Source organism: Microcoleus sp. Pol8_D6 (genome assembly GCF_036700965.1).
Classification (GTDB): domain Bacteria; phylum Cyanobacteriota; class Cyanobacteriia; order Cyanobacteriales; family Microcoleaceae; genus Microcoleus.
Genome location: NZ_JAUBPW010000019.1, coordinates 59,813 through 82,798, shown reverse-complemented (window position 1 = coordinate 82,798; position 22,986 = coordinate 59,813). Strand labels below are relative to the sequence as shown.

Here is a 22,986-nt window from a genome sequence, read left to right as displayed (position 1 = left end):
GGTTGTATATAGGTTATATAGAGCAGGAGAACAATTTCAGTGGCAATAGAAGTAGGTCAGAGAGTGAAGGTGCGCCGTCTCAGAGATCGGATACCTGCAAATATAGTGGGCAAGATAAAGGAGAATCCAGTAGGCACTGTTGACGGATTCAAAATGGTTGACGGTAGCGGAGTAGGCGTGGTTGTCAAGTTTGACGGTTTTGCGACTTGGTTCTTTGAAGATGAGCTAGAACCCGTTTAACAGAAGGCAGTTGTCAGTGGGCAGTGGGCAGTGGGCAGTGGGCAGTGGGCAGTGGACAGTGGGCAGTGAGCCGAAAAGCAGGGAGCCGAAAAGCAGTCGTTAATTTGTTATTAGTTAGTTGCCACCAATTACTAATGACAACCGTCAACTGACAACCGTCAACTGACAACTGACAACCGTCAACTGACAACTGCCCCCCTCCCCCACTCTGGCTGAAGGTTGCGCTTAAATGTTAAAGAGTAAGCTTTGGCAGTGAGAACAGAAAATGGCTTTGATTTTGACATTTTTGGGCAAAGGCGGCACTGGCCGCAGTACGATCGCGATCGCAACAGCTAAAAAATACGCGGCTCAAGGCAAGCGAGTTCTGCTGCTCGGCCAAGATCCGGGCCCTGCATTGGGCATCCTGCTAGGGACTCCCCTGACTCTCAACCCCCAGGAAATCGCCCCCAACCTCAAAGCAGTTCAGGTGCAAAGCGCGCCGCTGTTAGAACGCAGGTGGGACGAAGTTAAACAACTAGAAGCTCAATATGTCCGTACTCCGTTTTTCAAGCAGATTTACGGTCAAGAATTAGGAGTTTTACCCGGAATGGACAGCGCGCTGGCGTTGAATGAACTTCGGGAATACGAGGACAGCAAACAATACGATGTGATCGTTTATGACGGCAATGGCGGCATGGATACGCTGCGGATGCTGGGAATGCCGGAAATTCTGAGTTGGTACATCCGCAGGTTCCGTCAAGCTTTGGTAGATTCGGATTTGGGGAAAGCGCTTTCACCTTTTATTCAACCGGTTGTGAGTACCGTGTTGACGGTGGATTTGTCGGGAGACAATGCTTTTCAATCGACTAAGCAAGTCGATAATCTTTTGGATAAGGGTAAGGAAGCGCTGGCAGATCCAAACCGCACGGCGGCTTTTTTGGTGACGACTGGGGATGCAAGTGCGATCGCAACTGCCCGCTATCTTTGGGGAAGTTCTCAACAAGTTGGTTTGACTGTGGGCGGTGTCATTGTTAATCAAGCATCGGTTACAGAAGCTATTAATGCCGAGTTTGATCCTTTGACTGCTGTTTCGGTTCCGGCGCACAGTGACAATAACTGGCAGCCGCTAATTGATGCTTTGCCTGATTTTTCGGAGGCGGGAAAAGCTCCTAAACCGATTAACATAAACATTGCACAGCGTCTAGTTAGTTTGTTTTTGCCTGGGTTTGACAAGAAAGAAATTAAATTGATTCAATCCGGGCCGGAAGTGACGATCGAAGCGGGCGATCAGCGGCGCAATATTTTGCTGCCTCCGGCGCTGACTGGGAAGTCTGTTACTGGTGCTAAGTTCCTGAATGGTTACTTGATTATTTCTTTTTAGGGTAAGGAAGAAGGCACGACGCGGATTTTGACACGGATACACGGATGAATTATCGAGTTCTCTAATATCATGTCTCCTTGATTCGCGATCGTATAATTTGTGATGTCGTAAGGGCGGGTTTTACCAACCATAATCGCCTGAAAAAAACAATCTCAAAAACCCGCCCAACCCAACAAACAATCGAAATGTACATTCAGATTGACCGTGGGTGGGGGCGGGTTTTTATAGATTGTGGGTCATCGTTATATATTATTCGTAAAACCCGCCCCTACCGCAACGTACATTCAACCCCAAAATCTGCTACAATCTCCAGCAACATCTCACCCACCCAGCCAATGTTCCGACAAATTTGGCAAAGAATTCTCAACCTGTGGCGGCAAATTCAGCGACATTTCCGCAAAATAGCACCCCCAGCGCCAAAGCCAACTCCGATTCGCTCTTTTGGGGAATACGAACAGAAATTTTTGCAACTGTTAGAGGGTGTTGAACAAGGCTGGAGTCGGGGCGATATTAAAGGCTTTTTAATCGGCTGCAAAATCAAAGATGCTGAGTGGGAAAACTGGCTGCAAGAATTTGGAGAAAGGTTGCTGGTATCCCCGGAAACGCATTTAGAATTGGGTGGGCGAATGGTGCGGCTGGGTGAGATGAATTGCGGGAGAATTAGTGAGGTTGTTGGGAATATTGGTAGGCAATTGTTGGCTGGGGAGAGTTTGAGTCGGAATCCTGCGGATGATTCATCGGTTATCAGTGAAAATATTGTTACTCGATTGTTGGCTGGGGAGAGTTTGAGCGTTTCTTCTACAGATAATTCATCGGATGCTAACCAACCCTACTCAATCTCGCAGTCAGAACTCATAGCAAGAGGAATCAGTCAAGAGGCTCTAGAATTATATAAGCAAGGAGTCGATCGCTATGATGCAGGAAATTTAGAAGGGGCGATCGCAGCCTACGAGAAAGCCTTAGAAATTTACCCCCAATTCCACTATGCCTGGAACAACCTGGGCATTGCCATAAGAGGTTTGGGGCGATACACAGAGGCGATCGCAGCCTTTGATAAAGCCTTAAAAATTACAGGCAATCAAAAATGGGAAGCTTGGGTAAATCGAGGTTGGACATTTTTCCAATCCGGGAGCTACATTGAAGCCATTGAAAACTGGGATGAAGGCTTACAGAAATATCTGCCCAGCAACCGCGACTATCGCCTCGTTTGCAGCACGTTGCACCAGCATAAAGGTCAGGCACACTACAAACATGGCAAACAAACAGCCACTTATTGGGAATCTTTCCACAAAGCCAAAGCCAGCTACGAACAAGCCCGCGAATTATTGGAATCACCCCTCATCCCCGAAACTTATTTAGAAGTAATGCAAGACTTAATTACCGTCTGCCGCAGCTTGGGAGATACAAAAACCAGCGAGTACCTTAACAAAGCTACTATCCTGCTAGAACAATTAATTTTAGATGAAACTCACCCCGAAATAAAATTGCGACTCAAGCGCAAATTTGCCGGACTTGACCAGCTAGAAGTCGATACCCTCGTCGAGTCTGGCGACAAGGTAAAAGCACTGCAAAAAGCCGAATTGCGAAAAAACTTTTGCCTGCAATGGATGCGCGCAGGTTGGCAAAACCACACCGAAAACGCGATTTATCCCCAAATCCGAGACTTACTGGCAAACACCACCGAAACGGCGATGATTTACTGGCATCTCAGCCCAGTTTCCCTGACTGCTTTTATCATTACCCCAGACAAGTTTGAAGTTATCGCCACACCTCTGTGCGACTTATTTCCAAAGGACAACAGTCAGAGTTTAGAAAAATGGCTGAAAAACTGGAAAACCCACTATCAAAATTACGGCAAAACTACCAGCAAACAGCAAAGCAAAGAATCCCATCCCTGGCGCGAGTCAATGACAGCGCAATTGCAACAACTCGCTGACATCCTCAAAATTCCCGAAATTTGTACGCACCTCACCAATATCCAACACTTAATCTTAATTCCCCACCGCGACTTGCACCTGCTGCCACTGCACATTTTATTCTCCGATAATCTTTTCACTATCACTTATCTGCCCAGCATCCAAGTTGGGATAGACAGACTAGACAGACAACCCTCACCTTCAATGTCTCTGCTGTTGGTAGAAAGCCCCGATCCATTACTTTTTGCTGAAATAGAAGCGCCCGCGATCGCAAATTTTCACCTTAACTGCAATACCATCTCCAGTTCACAAGCTACCACAGACAATCTTAAAGAAGCTCTGCAACAAACTGCTGACATATTCCATTTTACAGGTCACGCCTACCACAACACAAAACAGCCGTCCCAGTCAGCGTTAATCCTGAAAAACAAACAGCCCCTAACTTCAGAAGAAATTGCCAAATTCGATTTGAAAAGCTATTATCTAGTCTGCCTTTCCGCTTGCGAAACCGGCATAACAGGAAAAGAAGAACTGATAGATGAATTTGTCGGTTTAGGCAGCAGCTTTTTAGCTGCGGGTGCTGTTTACGCCCTCAGCACTCTTTGGATAGTTGATGAGATATCTACCGCCTTAATGATGATTCGATTCTATGAAATTCTCAACGAACAGCGTTGCCAAAATAAGTTGCATCCGGCACTAGCCCTCAAAGAAGCGCAAAAATGGCTCCGAACTATTACTTACAGCGAACTATCCAACTGGTATCTGGAATTGGCTAAAGTAACGTACAATTCCAGTTGCAGTCAAGATTTGAGAGACGAAGCTAACCTAATCCGCAGAAATAATGCTAAAATGGAGTCTGATGAACCGCCTTATGCCGCTCTCTATCACTGGGCAGGTTTCACGATTACTGGTAAAGTTAATCCCTAACTTCCCAACCATCGACTATTATGAAAGCAACAGATATTATTCGGCTACAAGCCATTGGGGCTACTTTAGCTCAACTAGATTCATCTATTCAACTTGGCGAGTTGGAAGATAGTATCATAAGTTCTGCGATATTGGCTTTTGAAAAATTAGCCGAACAAAACAACACTCTGAACGAAATTTACACAAGAGAACGCCTCGACTTAAAAGAGCAGTACCAAGCAAAATCAAAAGATAAACGCTACCCGCCGACAAGTGACAGCATTTACAGCACTGACGCTGGAAATTTAAGCCCTTCCTTTCCTCAGTCACAAGGAGAAGTGGAGCATCCCTCTGAAATAGCTAAAGCCTTTGACAATTTAATTGCATCTTTTAATAAAATCAAAAGCCTGTACGCGGTTGAAAACCCCCTAGAAACTTTTAAAATCATTATGGAACAAGAAGCGATCGCACCTTTGATTCTGGAAGCTTACGATCGCATTCGAGCGCTATTTCCTACGGAAAGATTAGGCTTGGAAGTGAAAACCGATCCAGAAATTGCCAACTGGCGATCGCTGTGGATTACCATTTACACCAAACTCGAAGTCGATGAAGCTTTTGCCAAGTTAAAAAATCTCGATCGCACTTGGTGGCTAGACGCGAGTCTTGTCATTCCTAACAATATACTAAACATTGACTTGGGGTGGGAATGAAATTCGATTGGTCAGAATACTTTAATTTAGCAAAAGAGTTAGCTGGAACCAGTGAAGAAGCAAAATTGCGTTCTGCTGTAAGTAGAGCCTATTATTCTGCGTTTTGCCTAGCACGAAATTACTTGCGCGACATTAAAAAAGATCCGCAACTATCGGGCAATAAAGCTTATGGTATTAATCCGCATCAATATGTAGCCAAATACTTCCAGGACAATCAATTCAAATCCCAGATAATGAAAGAGATAGGCCAAGATTTACGTCGCTTGAGAATAATGAGGAATAAAGCTGATTATGAAGATACTATGTTTAACTTACAAAGAGAAGCGAAAACTGCGTTAATGCTAGCTGAGAATATTATTTCAGCGTTAAGTAACTTAACTGAATAATCCGACAAATGGGAATCGATCGCAATAAACTTTAATGGCAACTCGTGTAAAAACCCGGTTTATTGAAGAAACCGGGTTTTTTAAGACAATTACCTAACTTTTACCGTTACCGTTTCCATTGCCGCCAGTCGTTAGCAAAACCCGCTTAGCCAAAGGTTCCGGTACTTCTTGTAATCGATCGAACTCCCAATTAAAAAATCCTACTCCCATTGTCTGCGATCGCAATTCTACGATCAAATTCTGCATTTCTGCGATCGGCAAATAAGCAGAAACTGCATCCCATCCCTTCCAGTCTTTCTTACCTTCGTAGCCGAGAATTTGGCCGCGGTGTCCGCTGACCAACTGCAACACCTTTGATGTACACTCGTTCGGAGCGCAAATTTCAACTTTGGCGATCGGCTCCAGCAATGCCGGTTCGCACTTCGCCATTCCCTCCTGCATCGCCAAACGCGCCGCTTGCTTGAAAGCTTGTTCGGAACTGTCAACGGTATGGTAGGAACCGTTCGTCAGCGTCACCGCTACGTCTACCACGGGGAAACCCAGCGGGCCGCGATCCAAATACTCGCGCACTCCCACTTCCACGCCGGGGATGTACTGTTTTGGGACGACGCCGCCGACTATTTTGTCGCTAAAGCTGAAACCTTCGCCGCGGGGCTGCGGTTGAATGTCGAGGTACACGTCGCCAAACTGTCCGTGTCCGCCGCTTTGGTGTTTGTAGCGCCCGTGGATGGAAGATGCGGGTTTGCGGATGGTTTCTTTGTACGGCACTTGCGGTAAGTGAGTTACCATCGGCAAGTTATACTTACGGCGCAACCTGTCTAAGGCTACTTTCAGGTGGATTTCGCCTTGACCCCAAAGTATAATTTCGTGAGTGTCGCCGTGCTGTTCCCAGACTAAAGATGGGTCTTCTTCTAGCAATTTAGCTAAAGCCGAGCTCAGCTTAACTTCATCGTTGCGCTTTTCTGGGACGATCGCCAGTGCGTAGACAGGGGGGATGATTTCGGCTTTTGGCAATTCTTCCGATCGGTCGATCGCCAGCGTATCGCCTGTTTTCAAGCCTTCTAGCCTTCCCAAAGCCACAATTTCACCGGCGCTGACAGACTGCAAACTTTGCGTTTGCTGGCCGGTCAAGCGGTACAAACCGTTAACTCGAACGCCGTTCAAAGTTGCTCCGTCTGCCAGCGTCCCCCGCCACATTCTCACTAACGATAGTTTGCCTCCCTGCGGTGTGTAATAGGTTTTGAGGATTTGAGCCAGAGCTTTGTTTTCACTTTGTATAATACCTCGGCGATCGGCTGTAGTTTCCGGTGTCGGGGCTTCCCTCAGCAAAGCTTCCAGCAGAGGCCGCACGCCGAAATCTTGTTCGGCGATGCCGATGAATACTGGCACAATTAAATCTGCGCCTAATTCCATCTTTAAATCGCGGGTAATTTCTTCAACGTCGGGATTGATTTCTTCGAGCAATTCTTCGAGTAAATGGTCGTCAAAATTCGCCAATTCTTCGAGCATTTCCTGCCGCGCTGCGCTTTCTTGTGCTTTGAGGTGTTCTGGAAGCGGGACGGGATCTGCGGCGGCACCTGGATGGTAGTGATAAGCTTGTTCGGTTACTAAGTCGATAAAACCGATGATTTGTTCGTTTTTGCCGATCGGATATTGGTGAGGTACAATTGGTCTGCTGGAAACGGATTTGAGCGCGTCGAGCACGTCGGTGAAGTTGCTGCCGCAAGTAGTTTCGTCCGTACAAGCTCGATCGATCTTGTTGATGAAAACTAGGTGCGGAATTTCCCAATCGTCGAGGAATTTAAACAGTGGCGCGAGGGTTAAAGTGCGATCGGCTTGGGGTTCGCAAACAATTATCGCCGCATCCACACCAATCAGCGCATTGTAAGTTTCTTGGACAAATTCTATCGAGCCCGGACAGTCAAGAAATGTGAAGCGGACGCCTTCATATTCAGCGGTAGCGACGTTTACTTCTACGCTCATTTGGCGATCGCGTGCTTCCGGCGAACTATCACCTATTGTGTTGCCATCCTTGACATTTCCTTTGCGGGTAATTGTCCCTGTCACCGACAGCAAACTTTCCAGCAGTGCGGTTTTACCGCTTAAATAAGGGCCAACAATTGCAACGTTCCGCGTGGCCCCAAGGACTTTTTCGTTCATATTGCCTCCAACAGAAAACTTGTTTTCCATTGCTCTTGGTGCAAACAGTTCTATACCATTTTCTAGACTTTTTCTAGGTTAATTTTTATTGCAGTTTCGAGCAATTTCAGATTTTGGTATGATTCAATACTTTTGACGCTAGCGTATTTTGAGTGACGCAAACACAAATTGTAGTTTTTCTTAATATTTGGATTTTTTAACCGCAGATGAACGCAGATTAACGCGGATCATATTCTCGTTCCCAGGTTCTACCTGGGAACGCATTTCCAGAGGCTCTGCCTCGATTAAATTGCGGTTTTTCCGCGTTATCTAATTTCTCAGGAGTCGCAAACCGCTCAGAGTTACTATTACTGTAGAGCCTTCGTGACCGATGACGCCGAAAGGCATGGTGATATTTCCGAAAAAATTAGCCGCTAACAACAGCACAATGCAACTGAGTGCAAAAACAATGTTTTGTTTGACAACATTTTGAGCGCGGCGGCCTAAACTCATTGCTTTAGCTAGTTGCTCTAACTTATCTGCCATTAATACGATATCAGCAGTTTCTAATGCAACATCGCTGCCGGAAATTCCCATCGCAATGCCGACGGAAGCTTGAGCGAGGGCGGGGGCGTCGTTGATGCCGTCTCCCACCATTGCTACAGTTTGATACTGGGTTTGCAGTTGTTTAATTGCCTGTACTTTGTCTTCTGGCAAAAGTTCGGCGTACACTTCTTTGATGCCTAATTGGCTGGCGATGTGTTGAGCTGTTTGCTCGTTGTCGCCGGTTAGCATAATTATATGTTCTACGCCTAATTTTTGCAAGCGTTTTACTGTTGCTGCTGCTTCGGGGCGGATGGTATCTGCTACTGCAATGATTCCCAAAAGTTGAGCGCCCTTTGCCACCCAAACAACTGTTTTACCTTCGCCTTGCAACTGCTGGCTGATTTGACTCAATTCGGAGGTTGCTTCGACAAATTCGGCTTTACCAATGGCAATGATTTGATTGTTGACTTTGCCGACAATTCCTTGACCGATTTTTGCTTGTACGTCGGTAGCGGTTGACAATTGTAACTGTTGCTGATGGGCGGCGCTGACAATTGCAGAGGCGATCGCGTGTTCGGAATGAGTTTCTAAGGCTGCTGCCAATTGCAGAACTTCTGTTTCAGTATATCCGGTGGCTGGTATAATTTGGATAACTTCAGGTTTTCCCGTGGTGAGAGTTCCGGTTTTGTCAAAGGCGATCGCCCTTACTTTACCAATCATCTCTAATTGCGCGCCACTTTTAAACAAAATCCCCTGTCTCGCCCCATTAGCAATTCCTGAAAGCAGCGCCGGCATAATCGAAGCCATCAGCGCGCAGGGGGACGCGACTACTAAGAAAATCAGCGCCCGATAGATTGTCTCTTCCCAATTCCAGCCCAAAACAAAGGGCGGCAAAGTTGCGAGAAGCAAGCCTAAACCGACAATTAATTTAGCATAACCGCGCTCGAATTTTTCCACAAACATTTGAGAAGGCGGCGCTGCTGTTTGCGCTTCTTGAACCAGCCGAATCACTCGCTGAATCAAGCTGCTTTCTGGAGTTTTATGAACTTCGAGTTTCAGCGCGCCGACACCGTTAATTGTACCTGCATAGACTTCATCGCCGCTGGTTTTTTCCACGGGCATCGATTCGCCGGTAATCGAGGCTTGATCGATCGCACTGTAGCCTTCAATAATTATCGCATCTGTGGGGATGATTTCTCCGGGCTTGACTAAAATGCGATCGCCAATCTGCAATTTGTCGATCGCAACTTCCCGTTCCCCGCCGTACATTACCACCCTAGCAGTATCCGCAGTCAAACTCATCAAACTGCGGATGCTGCGTTCAGTCCGCTGCATAGCATAACCTTCAAGCGCGCCACTAATTGCAAAGATTAAAATCAGCACCGCACCGTCAACAATTAAATGATATTCTTGCCGCCACAGCCCCAAACCGGCCGCGCCCAAAGCAGCGACAATCATTAACAAATCTACATCTAATTCGCGTTCTTGAAAAAGCGTAGTTAAGCCTTCGCGGGTGCTGGAATAGCCGCCGATAACATAAGCCGCGGGTAAGATTAACACGGCTACACCCAGCCAGCCGAATTGCAGGGCTAGCGAACCCAAGATTACTAGAATTCCGCACAGGGCGGCTGTTAAAGCGTCGGGATGTTCTTCTGCTAACTGGGAGATGCGAGAAATTGACAAAGAATTAGAAATCATTTGTAAAGCTTGATTTGGTAGAATGACTCCTGTAGCCTAAACCTTGACATTAATGTCAATGTCAAGAGTAAAACCAAACAAAATTACAAAACTCAATAACGCTCCATACCCATCTGCGTCCATCCGCGTTTATCCGCCCATATCTGCGGTTAAAAAATCCCATGCAAGAATACCTGACAATCAAACAACTTACAGAAGCGGTAAAAGGCACAATTACCCCTCGGATGGTGCGACATTATCACGCTTTGGGGCTGCTATCTCCGGCTGTGCGATCGACCTCTAACTACAGACTGTACACCCGTAGCGATGTGCAAAGACTGCAAAGAATAGTCGCACTCAAGCAGCAAGGCTTTCAACTCTCTCACATCCGCAAACTGTTAGAAACTGACGCGGATGCTTCCCCGGACGCGCTGATGGCGACTCTGCAACGGCAATATCTATCGGTTATTCAGCAAATTGTTCGCCTCCGAGAAACGGCTTCGGCGCTGGAAGGATTGCTGGGACGGGATATTTCCTGTCAAGCGGTACAAGCGGACGCATTGGCGCAATTAAGGCTGTTGCAGGCGGAAACTGAGGGGGAGTTGAATGAGTTGGAACAACTTTGGGAGGGTTGGGATGCGGGGGCGCACACTCACCCGGAGGATTTTGGGGAGGCGTTGCAGCATTTGTTGCCGGATTTGCCCGATCGCTCGGAAATTGAGGTAGACTTGCTTTCTAAACTGGTGTTAGCCTGCGGTGATTGTTCGCTGCTGCCGTTTGTGAAGTTGAGCGCAACGGCGATTCAATCGGCGCGGGAAGCTTTGAAAAATCAGTGTCAAATTGTGGCTGATGTGCCGCCTGTTTTTGCGGCTTTGGATAGGACTAGATTGGCGCATTTGGGAACAAGTATTGCAACTTTAATTGATGATCCGCACATCAATGCTGCGGCGGAAGCAGAACAGGAATTCTGGCGGCAGGGTGAGTGGTTTGAAAAGTTGTTGAAACTGGAAAAAGGATGTATACTGGTGATAGGATATGCGCCGTCTGTGCTGATGGCGGTTTGCGAGGCGATCGAGAATGGGCAACTGCAACCGGCTTTGGTAGTTGGAATGCCGATCGGTTTTAGTCATTCTCCGGTGGCAAAACGGCGGTTAGTGCGATCGGGTGTTGCTTATATTACGACTGTGGGGACTTTTGGCGGCGGGTTGTTGGCGGCGGTTGCTTTGAATGCTTTGGTTGAGTCTTTAATTGAAAAGCCGAATTGTCATTGTCATCTCAAGTGAAGAGGGAATTTAGGTTTATTGTGGCTTAATTTGTTTTTTACTCTTTTATTCGTTTCAATCCCTGATAGGGAGTTAGGTTAATTGCGGCTCGCTACAACTGGCACGGCCGGTACTGATGCAGCTGCTGTTTCAATCCCTGATAGGGAGTTAGGTTAATTGCGGCCCGGACTCGGACAAATGAAGACTTATCAACGGTTGTTTCAATCCCTGATAGGGAGTTAGGTTAATTGCGGCATGAAGGAAGCTGAAGTTAAGGCTTTGATCGCCGAGGTTTCAATCCCTGATAGGGAGTTAGGTTAATTGCGGCTGGTCGCCGCGCGGCGCTTAAATGACTTTCTGATTAAGTTTCAATCCCTGATAGGGAGTTAGGTTAATTGCGGCTAATGAGAATTGCAGATTGTGCAGCCTACCTCGAATCGTTTCAATCCCTGATAGGGAGTTAGGTTAATTGCGGCCAGTCAGAATTAGCCGTCTTTCAAGCCACGACAAGTTTCAATCCCTGATAGGGAGTTAGGTTAATTGCGGCAAGTCTTTCATGTCTCCATCAGGGTCGAGGCCCAAGTTTCAATCCCTGATAGGGAGTTAGGTTAATTGCGGCAATATCCCAGACTCGCTGAAGCTGCTATGAAGTTGTTTCAATCCCTGATAGGGAGTTAGGTTAATTGCGGCCGCGGGAAACGAGCTTTGACATCCCACACTGCACCGGTTGTTTCAATCCCTGATAGGGAGTTAGGTTAATTGCGGCTCGAAAGGTTAGCATCCCTCGTGGGTCATTTAAGGTTTCAATCCCTGATAGGGAGTTAGGTTAATTGCGGCTTTACGAGCAAGCGGGAGGGATTGATATTGAATTTGTTTCAATCCCTGATAGGGAGTTAGGTTAATTGCGGCTATAGCTAGCACTTGTTAAACCTGCGGATTTATCGCGATCGGTTTCAATCCCTGATAGGGAGTTAGGTTAATTGCGGCTTGGCAAAAGGTAAAAAATCTCAGCATTTCAGAGTTGTTTCAATCCCTGATAGGGAGTTAGGTTAATTGCGGCAATATCAATTATTGAAAGTTCACCACGCATCGAATCACAGTTTCAATCCCTGATAGGGAGTTAGGTTAATTGCGGCGGCAAGTCTTATAGATTATGTTGGTTGTACTATACGGGTTTCAATCCCTGATAGGGAGTTAGGTTAATTGCGGCCTCACTGTTTACTAACTCTAGATGGTGCTGAATGGTTTCAATCCCTGATAGGGAGTTAGGTTAATTGCGGCGCCGTGATTCGCTGCCTTGAGGAGAAGTTTTTGGCTAGTTTCAATCCCTGATAGGGAGTTAGGTTAATTGCTGCTCGGAAATACTCACCCTACTACTTGGAGCATTATCAAACATGTTTCAATCCCTGATAGGGAGTTAGGTTAATTGCGGCAAGGGATAAGAGTAGATGTTGATATTCAGTGGAATGTTTCAATCCCTGATAGGGAGTTAGGTTAATTGCGGCATCACCTGCAAATAGGGGTTGCACCTTGCCTGGAAATTCGTTTCAATCCCTGATAGGGAGTTAGGTTAATTGCGGCTTTACAATGTAGTACCCCAGGGCATCTATACAGACTTGTTTCAATCCCTGATAGGGAGTTAGGTTAATTGCGGCCTTGTTTTTGAGGAGAGCGAGTCGTTGCTGACGCTGACGTTTCAATCCCTGATAGGGAGTTAGGTTAATTGCGGCCATATTTGACAAAGTTCCAGCCTTCAACAACATGTTTCAATCCCTGATAGGGAGTTAGGTTAATTGCGGCTTGACGGTCGCCCAGCAATCGAGACAGACCAACCGCGTTTCAATCCCTGATAGGGAGTTAGGTTAATTGCGGCAGAAATAGAAATGGGTGAATACTCTTTAAGCTTCAGTTTCAATCCCTGATAGGGAGTTAGGTTAATTGCGGCTGGAGATCCTATGCCACTTGTCAATAATCACCAGGGTTTCAATCCCTGATAGGGAGTTAGGTTAATTGCGGCTCCTAATTTTCTCACAGCCATTTGGCCAGTAAATCGGCGTTTCAATCCCTGATAGGGAGTTAGGTTAATTGCGGCCGGCTTCCAGCATTCTTAGGGTTGGAGATACGGGGCCTGAGTTTCAATCCCTGATAGGGAGTTAGGTTAATTGCGGCTCTACCATACCATTTGCCTTTATTTTGCGATTTGTTTCAATCCCTGATAGGGAGTTAGGTTAATTGCGGCCACAACTAAACGCGATGTACGCTCGATTTGCAACTCGGTTTCAATCCCTGATAGGGAGTTAGGTTAATTGCGGCGTAGCAAAAGAAAAAGTCTTTGCCAAATCCAGGTTCGTTTCAATCCCTGATAGGGAGTTAGGTTAATTGCGGCGCAACTTGTGAACTTCACTCTCAAAGATTGAATCAGTTTCAATCCCTGATAGGGAGTTAGGTTAATTGCGGCTTTACCATAAGTTAAACCAATACCAGAAGCGATGTTTCAATCCCTGATAGGGAGTTAGGTTAATTGCGGCGAACCGTCGCCTTCAGTACCTAAATCTTGGTAGCCAGGTTTCAATCCCTGATAGGGAGTTAGGTTAATTGCGGCTTTACCTGCTTCTTCAGCTTTCACACCAGCCAAGAATTAGGTTGCTCAGTTTCAATCCCTGATAGGGAGTTAGGTTAATTGCGGCCTGTTGCTCAAAGTATTGAGTACAGATGCCAGACACCGAAACGTTTCAATCCCTGATAGGGAGTTAGGTTAATTGCGGCACATCATTGACGAGCATCATTTAGAGAAGATGGTGTTTCAATCCCTGATAGGGAGTTAGGTTAATTGCGGCGTTACAAAAGTCTTAAGAGTTGCTGTATCAGACATTTGTTTCAATCCCTGATAGGGAGTTAGGTTAATTGCGGCCATTTGACACATTCACTTACTTAAACAACCGAATTGTAGTTTCAATCCCTGATAGGGAGTTAGGTTAATTGCGGCGTTTCTTACATTGCCGTTGCTCAAGATTTTACCAAGTGTTTCAATCCCTGATAGGGAGTTAGGTTAATTGCGGCCTTGATATTTTTCGGCAGCGTAGCCAGCGCGGGTTTCAATCCCTGATAGGGAGTTAGGTTAATTGCGGCTTTACTCTTCAAGCAGGGTATGGTACTTTTTTGGCGTTTCAATCCCTGATAGGGAGTTAGGTTAATTGCGGCTTACTCCAAATATTGGAACTCCTAGCGCTGGAATTTTGTTTCAATCCCTGATAGGGAGTTAGGTTAATTGCGGCCGAATAGCGATGCCGAACGCTGCTGCAATTGCCATTGTTTCAATCCCTGATAGGGAGTTAGGTTAATTGCGGCAATGAATAATATTTGATTGGGACGATCGAACTAAGTTTCAATCCCTGATAGGGAGTTAGGTTAATTGCGGCTTAATACCAGGAGTATCAGAAGATGCAATCAAATTCGTTTCAATCCCTGATAGGGAGTTAGGTTAATTGCGGCCATTGTACCGCCTATACAGGTTGTTAGCAGAAGTTGGTTTCAATCCCTGATAGGGAGTTAGGTTAATTGCGGCGTTCTAAGCTATTTTTGTTCTGAAGAATCTCTTGTTTCAATCCCTGATAGGGAGTTAGGTTAATTGCGGCTGAAAAACGGGTTATTAACACGAACGGTGGTAACTAGTTTCAATCCCTGATAGGGAGTTAGGTTAATTGCGGCTAAATTGGCACCTGTGATGAGATATCGGTTATTGGAATTTGTTTCAATCCCTGATAGGGAGTTAGGTTAATTGCGGCCGAAAGTATCACTTTCATCGACTAAGTCCATCGCAGTTTCAATCCCTGATAGGGAGTTAGGTTAATTGCGGCGGCTATAAGAGCTAAGCAAACAGATGTAACGATTAAGTTTCAATCCCTGATAGGGAGTTAGGTTAATTGCGGCATTATCAGCAGTTGTCGCGATCACTTTGTTAGCCGGGGTTTCAATCCCTGATAGGGAGTTAGGTTAATTGCGGCCGGCCATTGAATCGAAAAACAAGATAAGGGAAGTATTGGTTTCAATCCCTGATAGGGAGTTAGGTTAATTGCGGCAGAAACCGATCCGGCGTGGCTGGATGCTATTGTTGTTTCAATCCCTGATAGGGAGTTAGGTTAATTGCGGCCTCTTTATCTTTATCGCCCGTATACTTGGCAAGTGATGGTTTCAATCCCTGATAGGGAGTTAGGTTAATTGCGGCACCATCTGAGACTACAGAACCAGAGGAAGACTTGTTTCAATCCCTGATAGGGAGTTAGGTTAATTGCGGCTCCCGATCACGGTGTTGTTAAATGTACTCCTAGAGAATGTTTCAATCCCTGATAGGGAGTTAGGTTAATTGCGGCTCGGTGCTGCTTTTGCTGGTTCTTCTTCTGAGTCTTTGTTTCAATCCCTGATAGGGAGTTAGGTTAATTGCGGCAGCAAATTTCTCACCGGCAGCGCTCACGATATTGTTTCAATCCCTGATAGGGAGTTAGGTTAATTGCGGCTCAAATAATCGTAATTCTCGATCAGGTTTTGCGTGTTTCAATCCCTGATAGGGAGTTAGGTTAATTGCGGCCCACCCAAACCACCGAGAGATAGCAGCCTCGGATTCCAAAGTTTCAATCCCTGATAGGGAGTTAGGTTAATTGCGGCTCAAAAAAGATGCCAACGTCTCCCCTGCCGATCGCAGTTTCAATCCCTGATAGGGAGTTAGGTTAATTGCGGCGTGTTTTCTGAGAAGTTTCCGCTAGTTGAGCATGGTTTCAATCCCTGATAGGGAGTTAGGTTAATTGCGGCTCGGTTCTTCATAATAGAAATCTGATGGGTCGAGTTTCAATCCCTGATAGGGAGTTAGGTTAATTGCGGCGCAACCGGTGTGGGGGATATGGGGGCGTATGTAGGTTTCAATCCCTGATAGGGAGTTAGGTTAATTGCGGCTCGCTGGGCACACTAGCGCGGCAGATCCGCACCCAATTTATTTGTTTCAATCCCTGATAGGGACTTAGGTTAATTGCGGCTTTTCCTGGGGTGCAAGCAGAAAGGTGGAGGTACTGAGTTTCAATCCCTGATAGGGAGTTAGGTTAATTGCGGCAATCGCCTCTACTTTGTCAAATTCGTATTGCTCATAGTTTCAATCCCTGATAGGGAGTTAGGTTAATTGCGGCATTTGTCATTCTGAAAATATCCTTCCTCCATTTGTTTCAATCCCTGATAGGGAGTTAGGTTAATTGCGGCTAATCTTTGATAATTAAGGTTGGTGTCGTAGTGGTTGTTTCAATCCCTGATAGGGAGTTAGGTTAATTGCGGCTCTCAATTCTGTTAGCAACTGTTGCTTAAATTCGATAGGTTTCAATCCCTGATAGGGAGTTAGGTTAATTGCGGCGGTGTCAGTTTCGCCGTCAGCACCAAGTTGCAAGTTTCAATCCCTGATAGGGAGTTAGGTTAATTGCGGCGGTTAGGGAATCTTTTCGTAGGTTGGATGAACTGCGGTTTCAATCCCTGATAGGGAGTTAGGTTAATTGCGGCGTCGAGTAATTTTTCTCACTAGGGAGGAGAAGGTGTTTCAATCCCTGATAGGGAGTTAGGTTAATTGCGGCGTGGAAAAATAACAATTTATACTGTTGCTGGAATGAGTTTCAATCCCTGATAGGGAGTTAGGTTAATTGCGGCAATACTTCAATATCAGCAAGAAGTGTGGGAAAAACAAGTTTCAATCCCTGATAGGGAGTTAGGTTAATTGCGGCATTGTCGATTCATCAGAAACTACTTCTCAATTTGATGTTTCAATCCCTGATAGGGAGTTAGGTTAATTGCGGCCTAATCTAGACTTTTGATTTTCATATACTTGTTTATCTGTTTCAATCCCTGATAGGGAGTTAGGTTAATTGCGGCAAGTAATATTTCTTTCTGGAAAAGTGTAAGGCTGGAGTTTCAATCCCTGATAGGGAGTTAGGTTAATTGCGGCGAAGATTTTAATTCTAGTGGTGGAGCTTTAACGTTTCAATCCCTGATAGGGAGTTAGGTTAATTGCGGCCTTATCACCAACCCTCTATTCTATAAGAAATTTATATATGTTTCAATCCCTGATAGGGAGTTAGGTTAATTGCGGCCTAGATGCAGGATATGAAGTATCTTGTATGAATTGTGTTTCAATCCCTGATAGGGAGTTAGGTTAATTGCGGCGTAATCACTTGTATGTTTACTAATATTAGATATGTTTCAATCCCTGATAGGGAGTTAGGTTAATTGCGGCATCATGCTGATTGCCTTAAGGGAACTCTAGCTTTGGTTTCAATCCCTGATAGGGAGTTAGGTTAATTGCGGCTATAACTCTCACATGATTGCTGGCGGATCGTTAGTTTCAATCCCTGATAGGGAGTTAGGTTAATTGCGGCGTTGATCGGTCTTTGGCATCCAGCAACTCCATCTCTGGTTTCAATCCCTGATAGGGAGTTAGGTTAATTGCGGCTCTTGTTTGGCGGTATCTCCAGTCAAGTCAGCTGTTTCAATCCCTGATAGGGAGTTAGGTTAATTGCGGCGGGCGCTAATGTACCGATAAACGGCCAGTAAGTTGTTAAGTTTCAATCCCTGATAGGGAGTTAGGTTAATTGCGGCTCGGGAGGGGTCATGCGGAGTTTGTTTTCCTTCATGTTTCAATCCCTGATAGGGAGTTAGGTTAATTGCGGCTTTCCTTGCCTGCGGGACAAGGAGGAATTGTCATAGTTTCAATCCCTGATAGGGAGTTAGGTTAATTGCGGCGTTTCTCGCTTCCCACCCTTTTAATGTACCGTCCCCGTTTCAATCCCTGATAGGGAGTTAGGTTAATTGCGGCTCATATTGCTTCTCTCAGTGTGAATAATTACAATCGTTTCAATCCCTGATAGGGAGTTAGGTTAATTGCGGCTTTCTGAAGAGTTGGAAAGTCATTCTCAACAAAATGTTTCAATCCCTGATAGGGAGTTAGGTTAATTGCGGCTGAGGTGACAGAATGCCTTGGAGATTAAGCAAAACATTGTTTCAATCCCTGATAGGGAGTTAGGTTAATTGCGGCCGAGGTCAAAAAATGGATTTCAGCCTCGGAACAGTTTCAATCCCTGATAGGGAGTTAGGTTAATTGCGGCCCCGATGGCTATTTCTTGTTCTAGGCGCACCATGCAGTTTCAATCCCTGATAGGGAGTTAGGTTAATTGCGGCCGCCCGTTCCAGAAGCTTTGCTGTATTTGGTTTTCAAGGTTCATTTGCGTCTGCATAAAACAAAAGTACCATTTCAGCCTTCGACTTGTCAATACCCCAATTTTCATACCGCCCTCAAACTCTTATCCTGCATTGATTTCAGCGATTGCGTCTAGCATTTTATTGCTTGAACTGCCTCTAACCGTTAGAGCATATACATTATAGCCCCCAAAATTCACCCCTCGATTTTTACACCTACGCATAGACGCATTTTCCACCCAAAAACAGACATCAACCCGATCACCACTTGCCCAAAGCCCCCCAAACAGTACCCGAAACCACCCCCCAAATCGCCCCCAAACCAGCCCCCACGATCGCCCCCGCCACAGGCCCCAACTCCACCGGCACCCCAGCGCTAACAGCCGGAAACATCGCAGACACCACCGCCCCCAACACAGTACCCGCAAAAGTACCCAAAAAACTGCCCCAAATCGCCCCCAAACTCCCACCATTGACACCCGAAGGCTGAAACGAAATCGGCAACTTCGGCGCAAACCCGCAAAAACCCAACACACCCCCAGAAACCACACCCCCAACAGAACCCACACCAGCCGCCACGATCGCCACACCCAGCAGCAAACCCGCAAACTCATCCACCGGCCGCATCTGGACACCGTATTGTTGCCAAACCACCAGCCCAGCCCCCAAAAAAACACCAGCCAGAGTCCCCACAAACGAGCCCCAGACCGCCCCCAAATACCCTCCCCGTCGGCCCCAAACCCTCCCCATCGGCAGCGCCAGAGGAGGCTGAAAAGTTGCCCAAACACAGCCCCAGAGAGCACCAACCCCCGCCCCAGCCAAAATCCTCTCCCCGATCCCCGGAGTGCTATTAATCGCGCCAAACACCGCACCGCCGATCGCCGCCAACAAAAAAGCCCCCCAAGACGCCCCCACCAAAACTCCGCCCCACTTCCGCCAAATCTGATTCGGCGGCAAAGTAAAAACCCCCCACATCACCCCAAAAAAACAGCCCCAAATCGAACCAACAAAAATCGCCCCCAAAATAGCACTGCCGCCCTCAGCTATTGCCGAATAAATCCCCCCGATCGCCGCCAAACACAAACTACCCCAAACACCTCCCCAAGCAGCATCCTGAAAAATGCGCTCAAACTTGCCCACGGGAAGCTGAGGCGCAGGAGTCCGACTCCGAGAAGACATCGGCATCGGTAGCAACGGCACTGCGTACTGGCCCATGGGGCGTGACAGCCCCGTGGAAGGCTGTTGCCGACGCACTGCGGGCTGGGCCACGACAGGCGGTGACTGGGGCTTTTTACGCTTGATTTTTGCAGGCTGCAAGTGCAATCCGTTGCTGATTGCTTGCCGCGAAGGAAACGGATCGCGCCCTTTCAGGAGTTTTGCCCGATCGCACCAAGGGCACCGACTGAGATGATTTCCGTATTTATGCTGACTATTTCTGCTGCAAGTAACTAAAGCATCTTCGGCTTCCCGAATCGCATTCACCCAAGTTTTCGCATCCGGGCGCGCGGAAGGATTGCCGTGTCCTTCCTCAAAACAGCGGATAAACAGTTGCCGCAGCCGGGGATGCAGCATCTCAAAAGGAGGCGCCGCGGGCATCGGGCGGTAGGGAATCCGTTTCGTGCCTGTAGGGAAATGGCCCGATCGAATTCTCGCTTCCAAAGACGGTGGTTCATCGCTACCGAGATAAACTCCCGAAAACGGATGCGTACCTTCCATCAGCAATTGAAAAATTAATACCGCTAAACCGAACAAATCGTGCTCTGGAGATCGATCAATATCGCGGAAAGTCTGCCCCTGCAACTCCGGCGGCGTAAACTCCGGTTTCCCCACGGGACACCGATAAACGTAACCCGTATAAGGATCACGGACTTGAAACGAATCCGTGTCTACCAGCGTTACCAACGCCGTATCCGTCACGAGAATGTTCGACTCGTTTACGTCGCCGATGACGTAACCCCTGACGTGGAGGGCATTTACAGCCGAGGCGAGATTTCTGGCGGTACGGTGGAGGTAAAGATAGCTAAATAAGGGTTTTTGTTCGCGCCTGGTTTTGGGAGTGTAAAAAGTGTGTACCGGCATCACCTTGTTGACGCGCGGCATCACAAAACCAACGATTTTTTCTCGCCCGCCGACAGTATGCAGCAAATCGATCGGCCAAGCAATAGAAGCGTGCCCGGGTTCCGCGATCGGCGCATCCGGCGGCATACTGAACATGACTGTGAGTTTGTCGCCGTCTTCGTCTGTCGGTTTGTGGTAGATTTTTGCTACAAGGGACGAGTCTTGGGCGATCGGGTAGATGCGACCTTCACCCCCACTGGCGATCGCGGTTTTGGTGTCGATCGCAATCAGTTGTCCGCTAAATTGGCGCTGCAACTGCATAGAATTCCGTTATGGGATACAGGATTTGGAAGCCATCACTTAATAAATTTGACTTGCCCATTAAATCTTACCCTTCTTATGACTTAGACACGGGTGAGGAGAGACCGAGTTTTTCACCCAAAGACGCATTGCAGCCCGCAGATTCGGTAAAAAACCCGATTTCTTGGGTAGGAGTGGGTAAGCCCTGTTGCTGTTAGTGGGATGGGCGTCCCGCCCGTCCATCCATTAGTGGGATGGGCGTCCCGCCCCTCCGCGCTATCCAAATTAAATATGAACCAGCTTCAAATCCACCGACAATAACAACATTTTATCCTCAATTTTTTGTCTGACCGCCGGTGTCACCTGACAATTATCGCTGTTGAGGCATTCCACCAGCAAGTTGTGGGCATAGTAATACTGTTGCAACAAAGTTTTCTGTTGGGGGCCCAAATATAAATTGTAGCCGATCGCAGTTTTGAATTTTGCCAGCCAAGTGCAACCGCACTCTTTGCGCCACTTTTTCCAGTTTTGCAAATCTGGCATCTCAGTCTGAAATTGTGCCAGCAATTGTTTAAGTTCTGGTTCAATATCCAGCGCCCAAATGCCAACCAAGATACTCGCCACATCCTCATTATCAAAAGCCAATTTCAGAGACTCATTAACCTCCGCAAATTCTACATTTTTTCCAGCCTTTCCCAAACAATTCCGCAACTGGCGAGCTTTCGATATATCAAACTTCAGACTCGGATCGAGGACACGAGTCAAAGCCAAATCGAGCACGCAAACTAAGGCAACATAAAAAGCGCGAATTTCCGCCGGTTTTAAATTCCTTTGCACTAACTGAGACTTGTGATGTGCCCAGCTTAGCAACTGCTGCAAAGTTTCATCTTTAGCCACCATACTGTCTAATTTTTGTTGCATCAGCAGCAAAAGTTCGTCAGCAGGTTGCAAAATGCTGACAACTCTCACAAATTCATTTTTCCACTTTTTATCTGTAATCCGGCTGACCAATTCTGGCAGCGATTCCGGGTTCGCACTGTCAATCACATATTCTGGTTGAGTTTCGCTTTCCTCTAGCAGTTCGTCAACTGCGGTTTTGATAAAGTTATCTACCAACCAGTCGCGGGTACGCGAGAAATTGCTTTCCAACTCTAGGTAATGACTGCCTAATTTAGCCTTAAAGTCTTTGGGAAAAATCTCTTTGATCACTAACATATTTTTCCAGCGAGTTAGCTGGCTGGCGTTGCGTTCGGGAAAGCGGTTGTACAAATAGTCGATCGCGATCGCATCTAGAATATCCGCACCCAGGATTTCCCGGCGTTTCACCTCGTTTTCGGGCCCTATTTGTCGCCGCCCAGTTAGATCCCCATGCTGCCCAACATTTGGTTCAATCAAGTGCTGAATCAGCCAGTTTCCCCCACGGAAAAAATCGCGATCAAACTCCAAGTAAATCGCACCAAACAAAGCTTCACAAGTCTCAGAAAAAACTCTATTGTACTCCCTTTCTTCTGTTTCTTTATCATTCCATACGCCCCAACTGAGTTCGTTTAATTTCAGTTTTTGTGCAAAATCCGCAAGTCTTTTGGGTTCTGCAAAACGAGGTTTTAAGGTTGAGATAGCATTGGGATCGAGTTGTGGATATTCGCGGTACAGGTAATCGCTAATAACCGCACCGAAAATCGCTCCCCCTAAGAGTGACAGCCGTTTGTACTTAACCTCTTGCCAAGCGGGAGACTCCTCCGGGCGATCGGAGTAATAGCTGGTAGAATAACGGCAATTTAAGGCAATTTCCAGCAGTTTTGTCTGCTGAAAGCTGGGAATGTCGATCGCTGCTTTGACTGCTTCAATATCTACATTATGTTTAATTCGCTCTAATTCTTCTTCACATTTACCCCACTTTTCCAACCAATCACCGCCCGCATCTTCCACATACAAATCTACAAAATCTACCCCGTAATTCATCCATTCATCCTGCATTTTTCTGGCTGCTTCCAGTTCTTCCCAGACTTTTTGCAAGTTATTTTCAACGGTATGTGTACCTTGTACTGTCATAGTATTTGATTTTGATGTAATTAGATTTTATTTCCAACAATTTCACCGCAATTAAATCAAATCTCAATTCAATTTAGGCCGAGTTGCTAGTTATTTCACCCGATTTATTGCTGCGGTAAATGTTCCCATTGCTTAGCCTTCGTATCAAGCACCTCTTGCCAGTGTCTGGCAAACCCCTCCCGGAGACAGAAAAGGAGAGGAAAAAGCTTGGTC

Annotated in this window: 11 protein-coding genes and 1 CRISPR repeat array; of the genes, 6 read left to right on the top strand and 5 right to left on the bottom strand. The window is 46.6% G+C overall.

Annotated features, from left to right (window positions below; genetic code table 11):
- Positions 1–39: 39 nt before the first annotated feature.
- Together petP and QUA10_RS10550 are read left to right on the top strand one after the other, a co-directional pair.
- Entirely contained in the window at positions 40–240 is a 201-nt protein-coding gene (gene petP, locus QUA10_RS10555; RefSeq protein ID WP_333070922.1) for a cytochrome b6f subunit PetP, read from the top strand.
- A 265-nt stretch (positions 241–505) separates the two neighbouring features.
- On the top strand, positions 506–1,600 hold the full coding sequence (locus tag QUA10_RS10550) for a Get3/ArsA fold putative tail anchor-mediating ATPase NosAFP (RefSeq protein ID WP_333080270.1): 1,095 nt from the start codon (positions 506–508) through the stop codon (positions 1,598–1,600).
- On the opposite strand, the gene QUA10_RS10545 is transcribed toward QUA10_RS10550, so the two are convergent.
- Positions 1,597–1,731, bottom strand: coding sequence for a hypothetical protein (locus tag QUA10_RS10545; RefSeq protein ID WP_333080272.1), 135 nt, complete (start codon positions 1,729–1,731; stop codon positions 1,597–1,599). The genes QUA10_RS10550 and QUA10_RS10545 overlap by 4 nt on opposite strands.
- A 204-nt stretch (positions 1,732–1,935) precedes the next feature.
- Between QUA10_RS10545 and QUA10_RS10540 the strand changes: the two genes are divergently transcribed.
- From QUA10_RS10540 to QUA10_RS10530, 3 genes are read left to right on the top strand one after another with little or no spacing between them, the layout of a single operon-like run.
- Complete coding sequence (locus tag QUA10_RS10540) at positions 1,936–4,443, top strand: CHAT domain-containing protein (protein ID WP_333080274.1); 2,508 nt, start codon at positions 1,936–1,938, stop codon at positions 4,441–4,443.
- 20 nt (positions 4,444–4,463) lie between these two features.
- Positions 4,464–5,132 (top strand): hypothetical protein, encoded by a 669-nt coding sequence (locus QUA10_RS10535; RefSeq protein ID WP_333080276.1) that lies wholly within the window; start codon positions 4,464–4,466, stop codon positions 5,130–5,132.
- Positions 5,129–5,518: a HEPN domain-containing protein gene (locus QUA10_RS10530; RefSeq protein ID WP_333080277.1), complete on the top strand. Its 390-nt coding sequence runs from the start codon at positions 5,129–5,131 to the stop codon at positions 5,516–5,518. The genes QUA10_RS10535 and QUA10_RS10530 overlap by 4 nt, the downstream gene beginning before the upstream one ends.
- A gap of 93 nt (positions 5,519–5,611) precedes the next feature.
- On the opposite strand, the gene QUA10_RS10525 is transcribed toward QUA10_RS10530, so the two are convergent.
- A complete protein-coding gene (locus tag QUA10_RS10525; RefSeq protein ID WP_333080278.1) occupies positions 5,612–7,678 on the bottom strand; it encodes an elongation factor G in 2,067 nt (688 codons plus the stop codon).
- A 309-nt stretch (positions 7,679–7,987) separates the two neighbouring features.
- Complete coding sequence (locus QUA10_RS10520) at positions 7,988–9,901, bottom strand: heavy metal translocating P-type ATPase (RefSeq protein WP_333080279.1); 1,914 nt, start codon at positions 9,899–9,901, stop codon at positions 7,988–7,990.
- 161 nt (positions 9,902–10,062) lie between these two features.
- On the opposite strand from QUA10_RS10520, the gene QUA10_RS10515 reads away from it, so the two are divergent.
- Positions 10,063–11,163, top strand: coding sequence for a precorrin-8X methylmutase (locus QUA10_RS10515; RefSeq protein ID WP_333080281.1), 1,101 nt, complete (start codon positions 10,063–10,065; stop codon positions 11,161–11,163).
- 51 nt (positions 11,164–11,214) lie between these two features.
- Positions 11,215–18,345: direct repeats of the CRISPR family, unit length 37 nt; unit sequence GTTTCAATCCCTGATAGGGAGTTAGGTTAATTGCGGC.
- A gap of 279 nt (positions 18,346–18,624) precedes the next feature.
- Here the strand turns inward: QUA10_RS10515 and QUA10_RS10510 are convergent.
- Positions 18,625–20,742, bottom strand: a complete 2,118-nt coding sequence (locus QUA10_RS10510; protein ID WP_333080282.1) for a DNA-binding protein — start codon at positions 20,740–20,742, stop codon at positions 18,625–18,627.
- Positions 20,743–21,006: 264 nt separating this feature from the next.
- Positions 21,007–22,773 carry an NACHT C-terminal helical domain 2-containing protein gene (locus tag QUA10_RS10505; protein ID WP_333080284.1) on the bottom strand — a complete coding sequence of 589 codons (1,767 nt, stop codon included), beginning with the start codon at positions 22,771–22,773 and terminating at the stop codon, positions 21,007–21,009.
- Positions 22,774–22,986: the final 213 nt, after the last annotated feature.

What these genes read in the sequence shown, in the direction of transcription:
- QUA10_RS10525 (WP_333080278.1), bottom strand. Translation starts at nt 7,678, where the DNA reads ATGAACGAAAAAGTCCTTGGGGCCACGCGGAACGTTGCAATTGTTGGC.
- QUA10_RS10515 (WP_333080281.1), top strand. Translation starts at nt 10,063, where the DNA reads ATGCAAGAATACCTGACAATCAAACAACTTACAGAAGCGGTAAAAGGC.
- QUA10_RS10510 (WP_333080282.1), bottom strand. Translation starts at nt 20,742, where the DNA reads ATGCAGTTGCAGCGCCAATTTAGCGGACAACTGATTGCGATCGACACC.
- QUA10_RS10545 (WP_333080272.1), bottom strand. Translation starts at nt 1,731, where the DNA reads ATGGTTGGTAAAACCCGCCCTTACGACATCACAAATTATACGATCGCG.
- QUA10_RS10550 (WP_333080270.1), top strand. Translation starts at nt 506, where the DNA reads ATGGCTTTGATTTTGACATTTTTGGGCAAAGGCGGCACTGGCCGCAGT.
- QUA10_RS10535 (WP_333080276.1), top strand. Translation starts at nt 4,464, where the DNA reads ATGAAAGCAACAGATATTATTCGGCTACAAGCCATTGGGGCTACTTTA.
- QUA10_RS10540 (WP_333080274.1), top strand. Translation starts at nt 1,936, where the DNA reads ATGTTCCGACAAATTTGGCAAAGAATTCTCAACCTGTGGCGGCAAATT.
- QUA10_RS10520 (WP_333080279.1), bottom strand. Translation starts at nt 9,901, where the DNA reads ATGATTTCTAATTCTTTGTCAATTTCTCGCATCTCCCAGTTAGCAGAA.
- QUA10_RS10505 (WP_333080284.1), bottom strand. Translation starts at nt 22,773, where the DNA reads ATGACAGTACAAGGTACACATACCGTTGAAAATAACTTGCAAAAAGTC.
- QUA10_RS10530 (WP_333080277.1), top strand. Translation starts at nt 5,129, where the DNA reads ATGAAATTCGATTGGTCAGAATACTTTAATTTAGCAAAAGAGTTAGCT.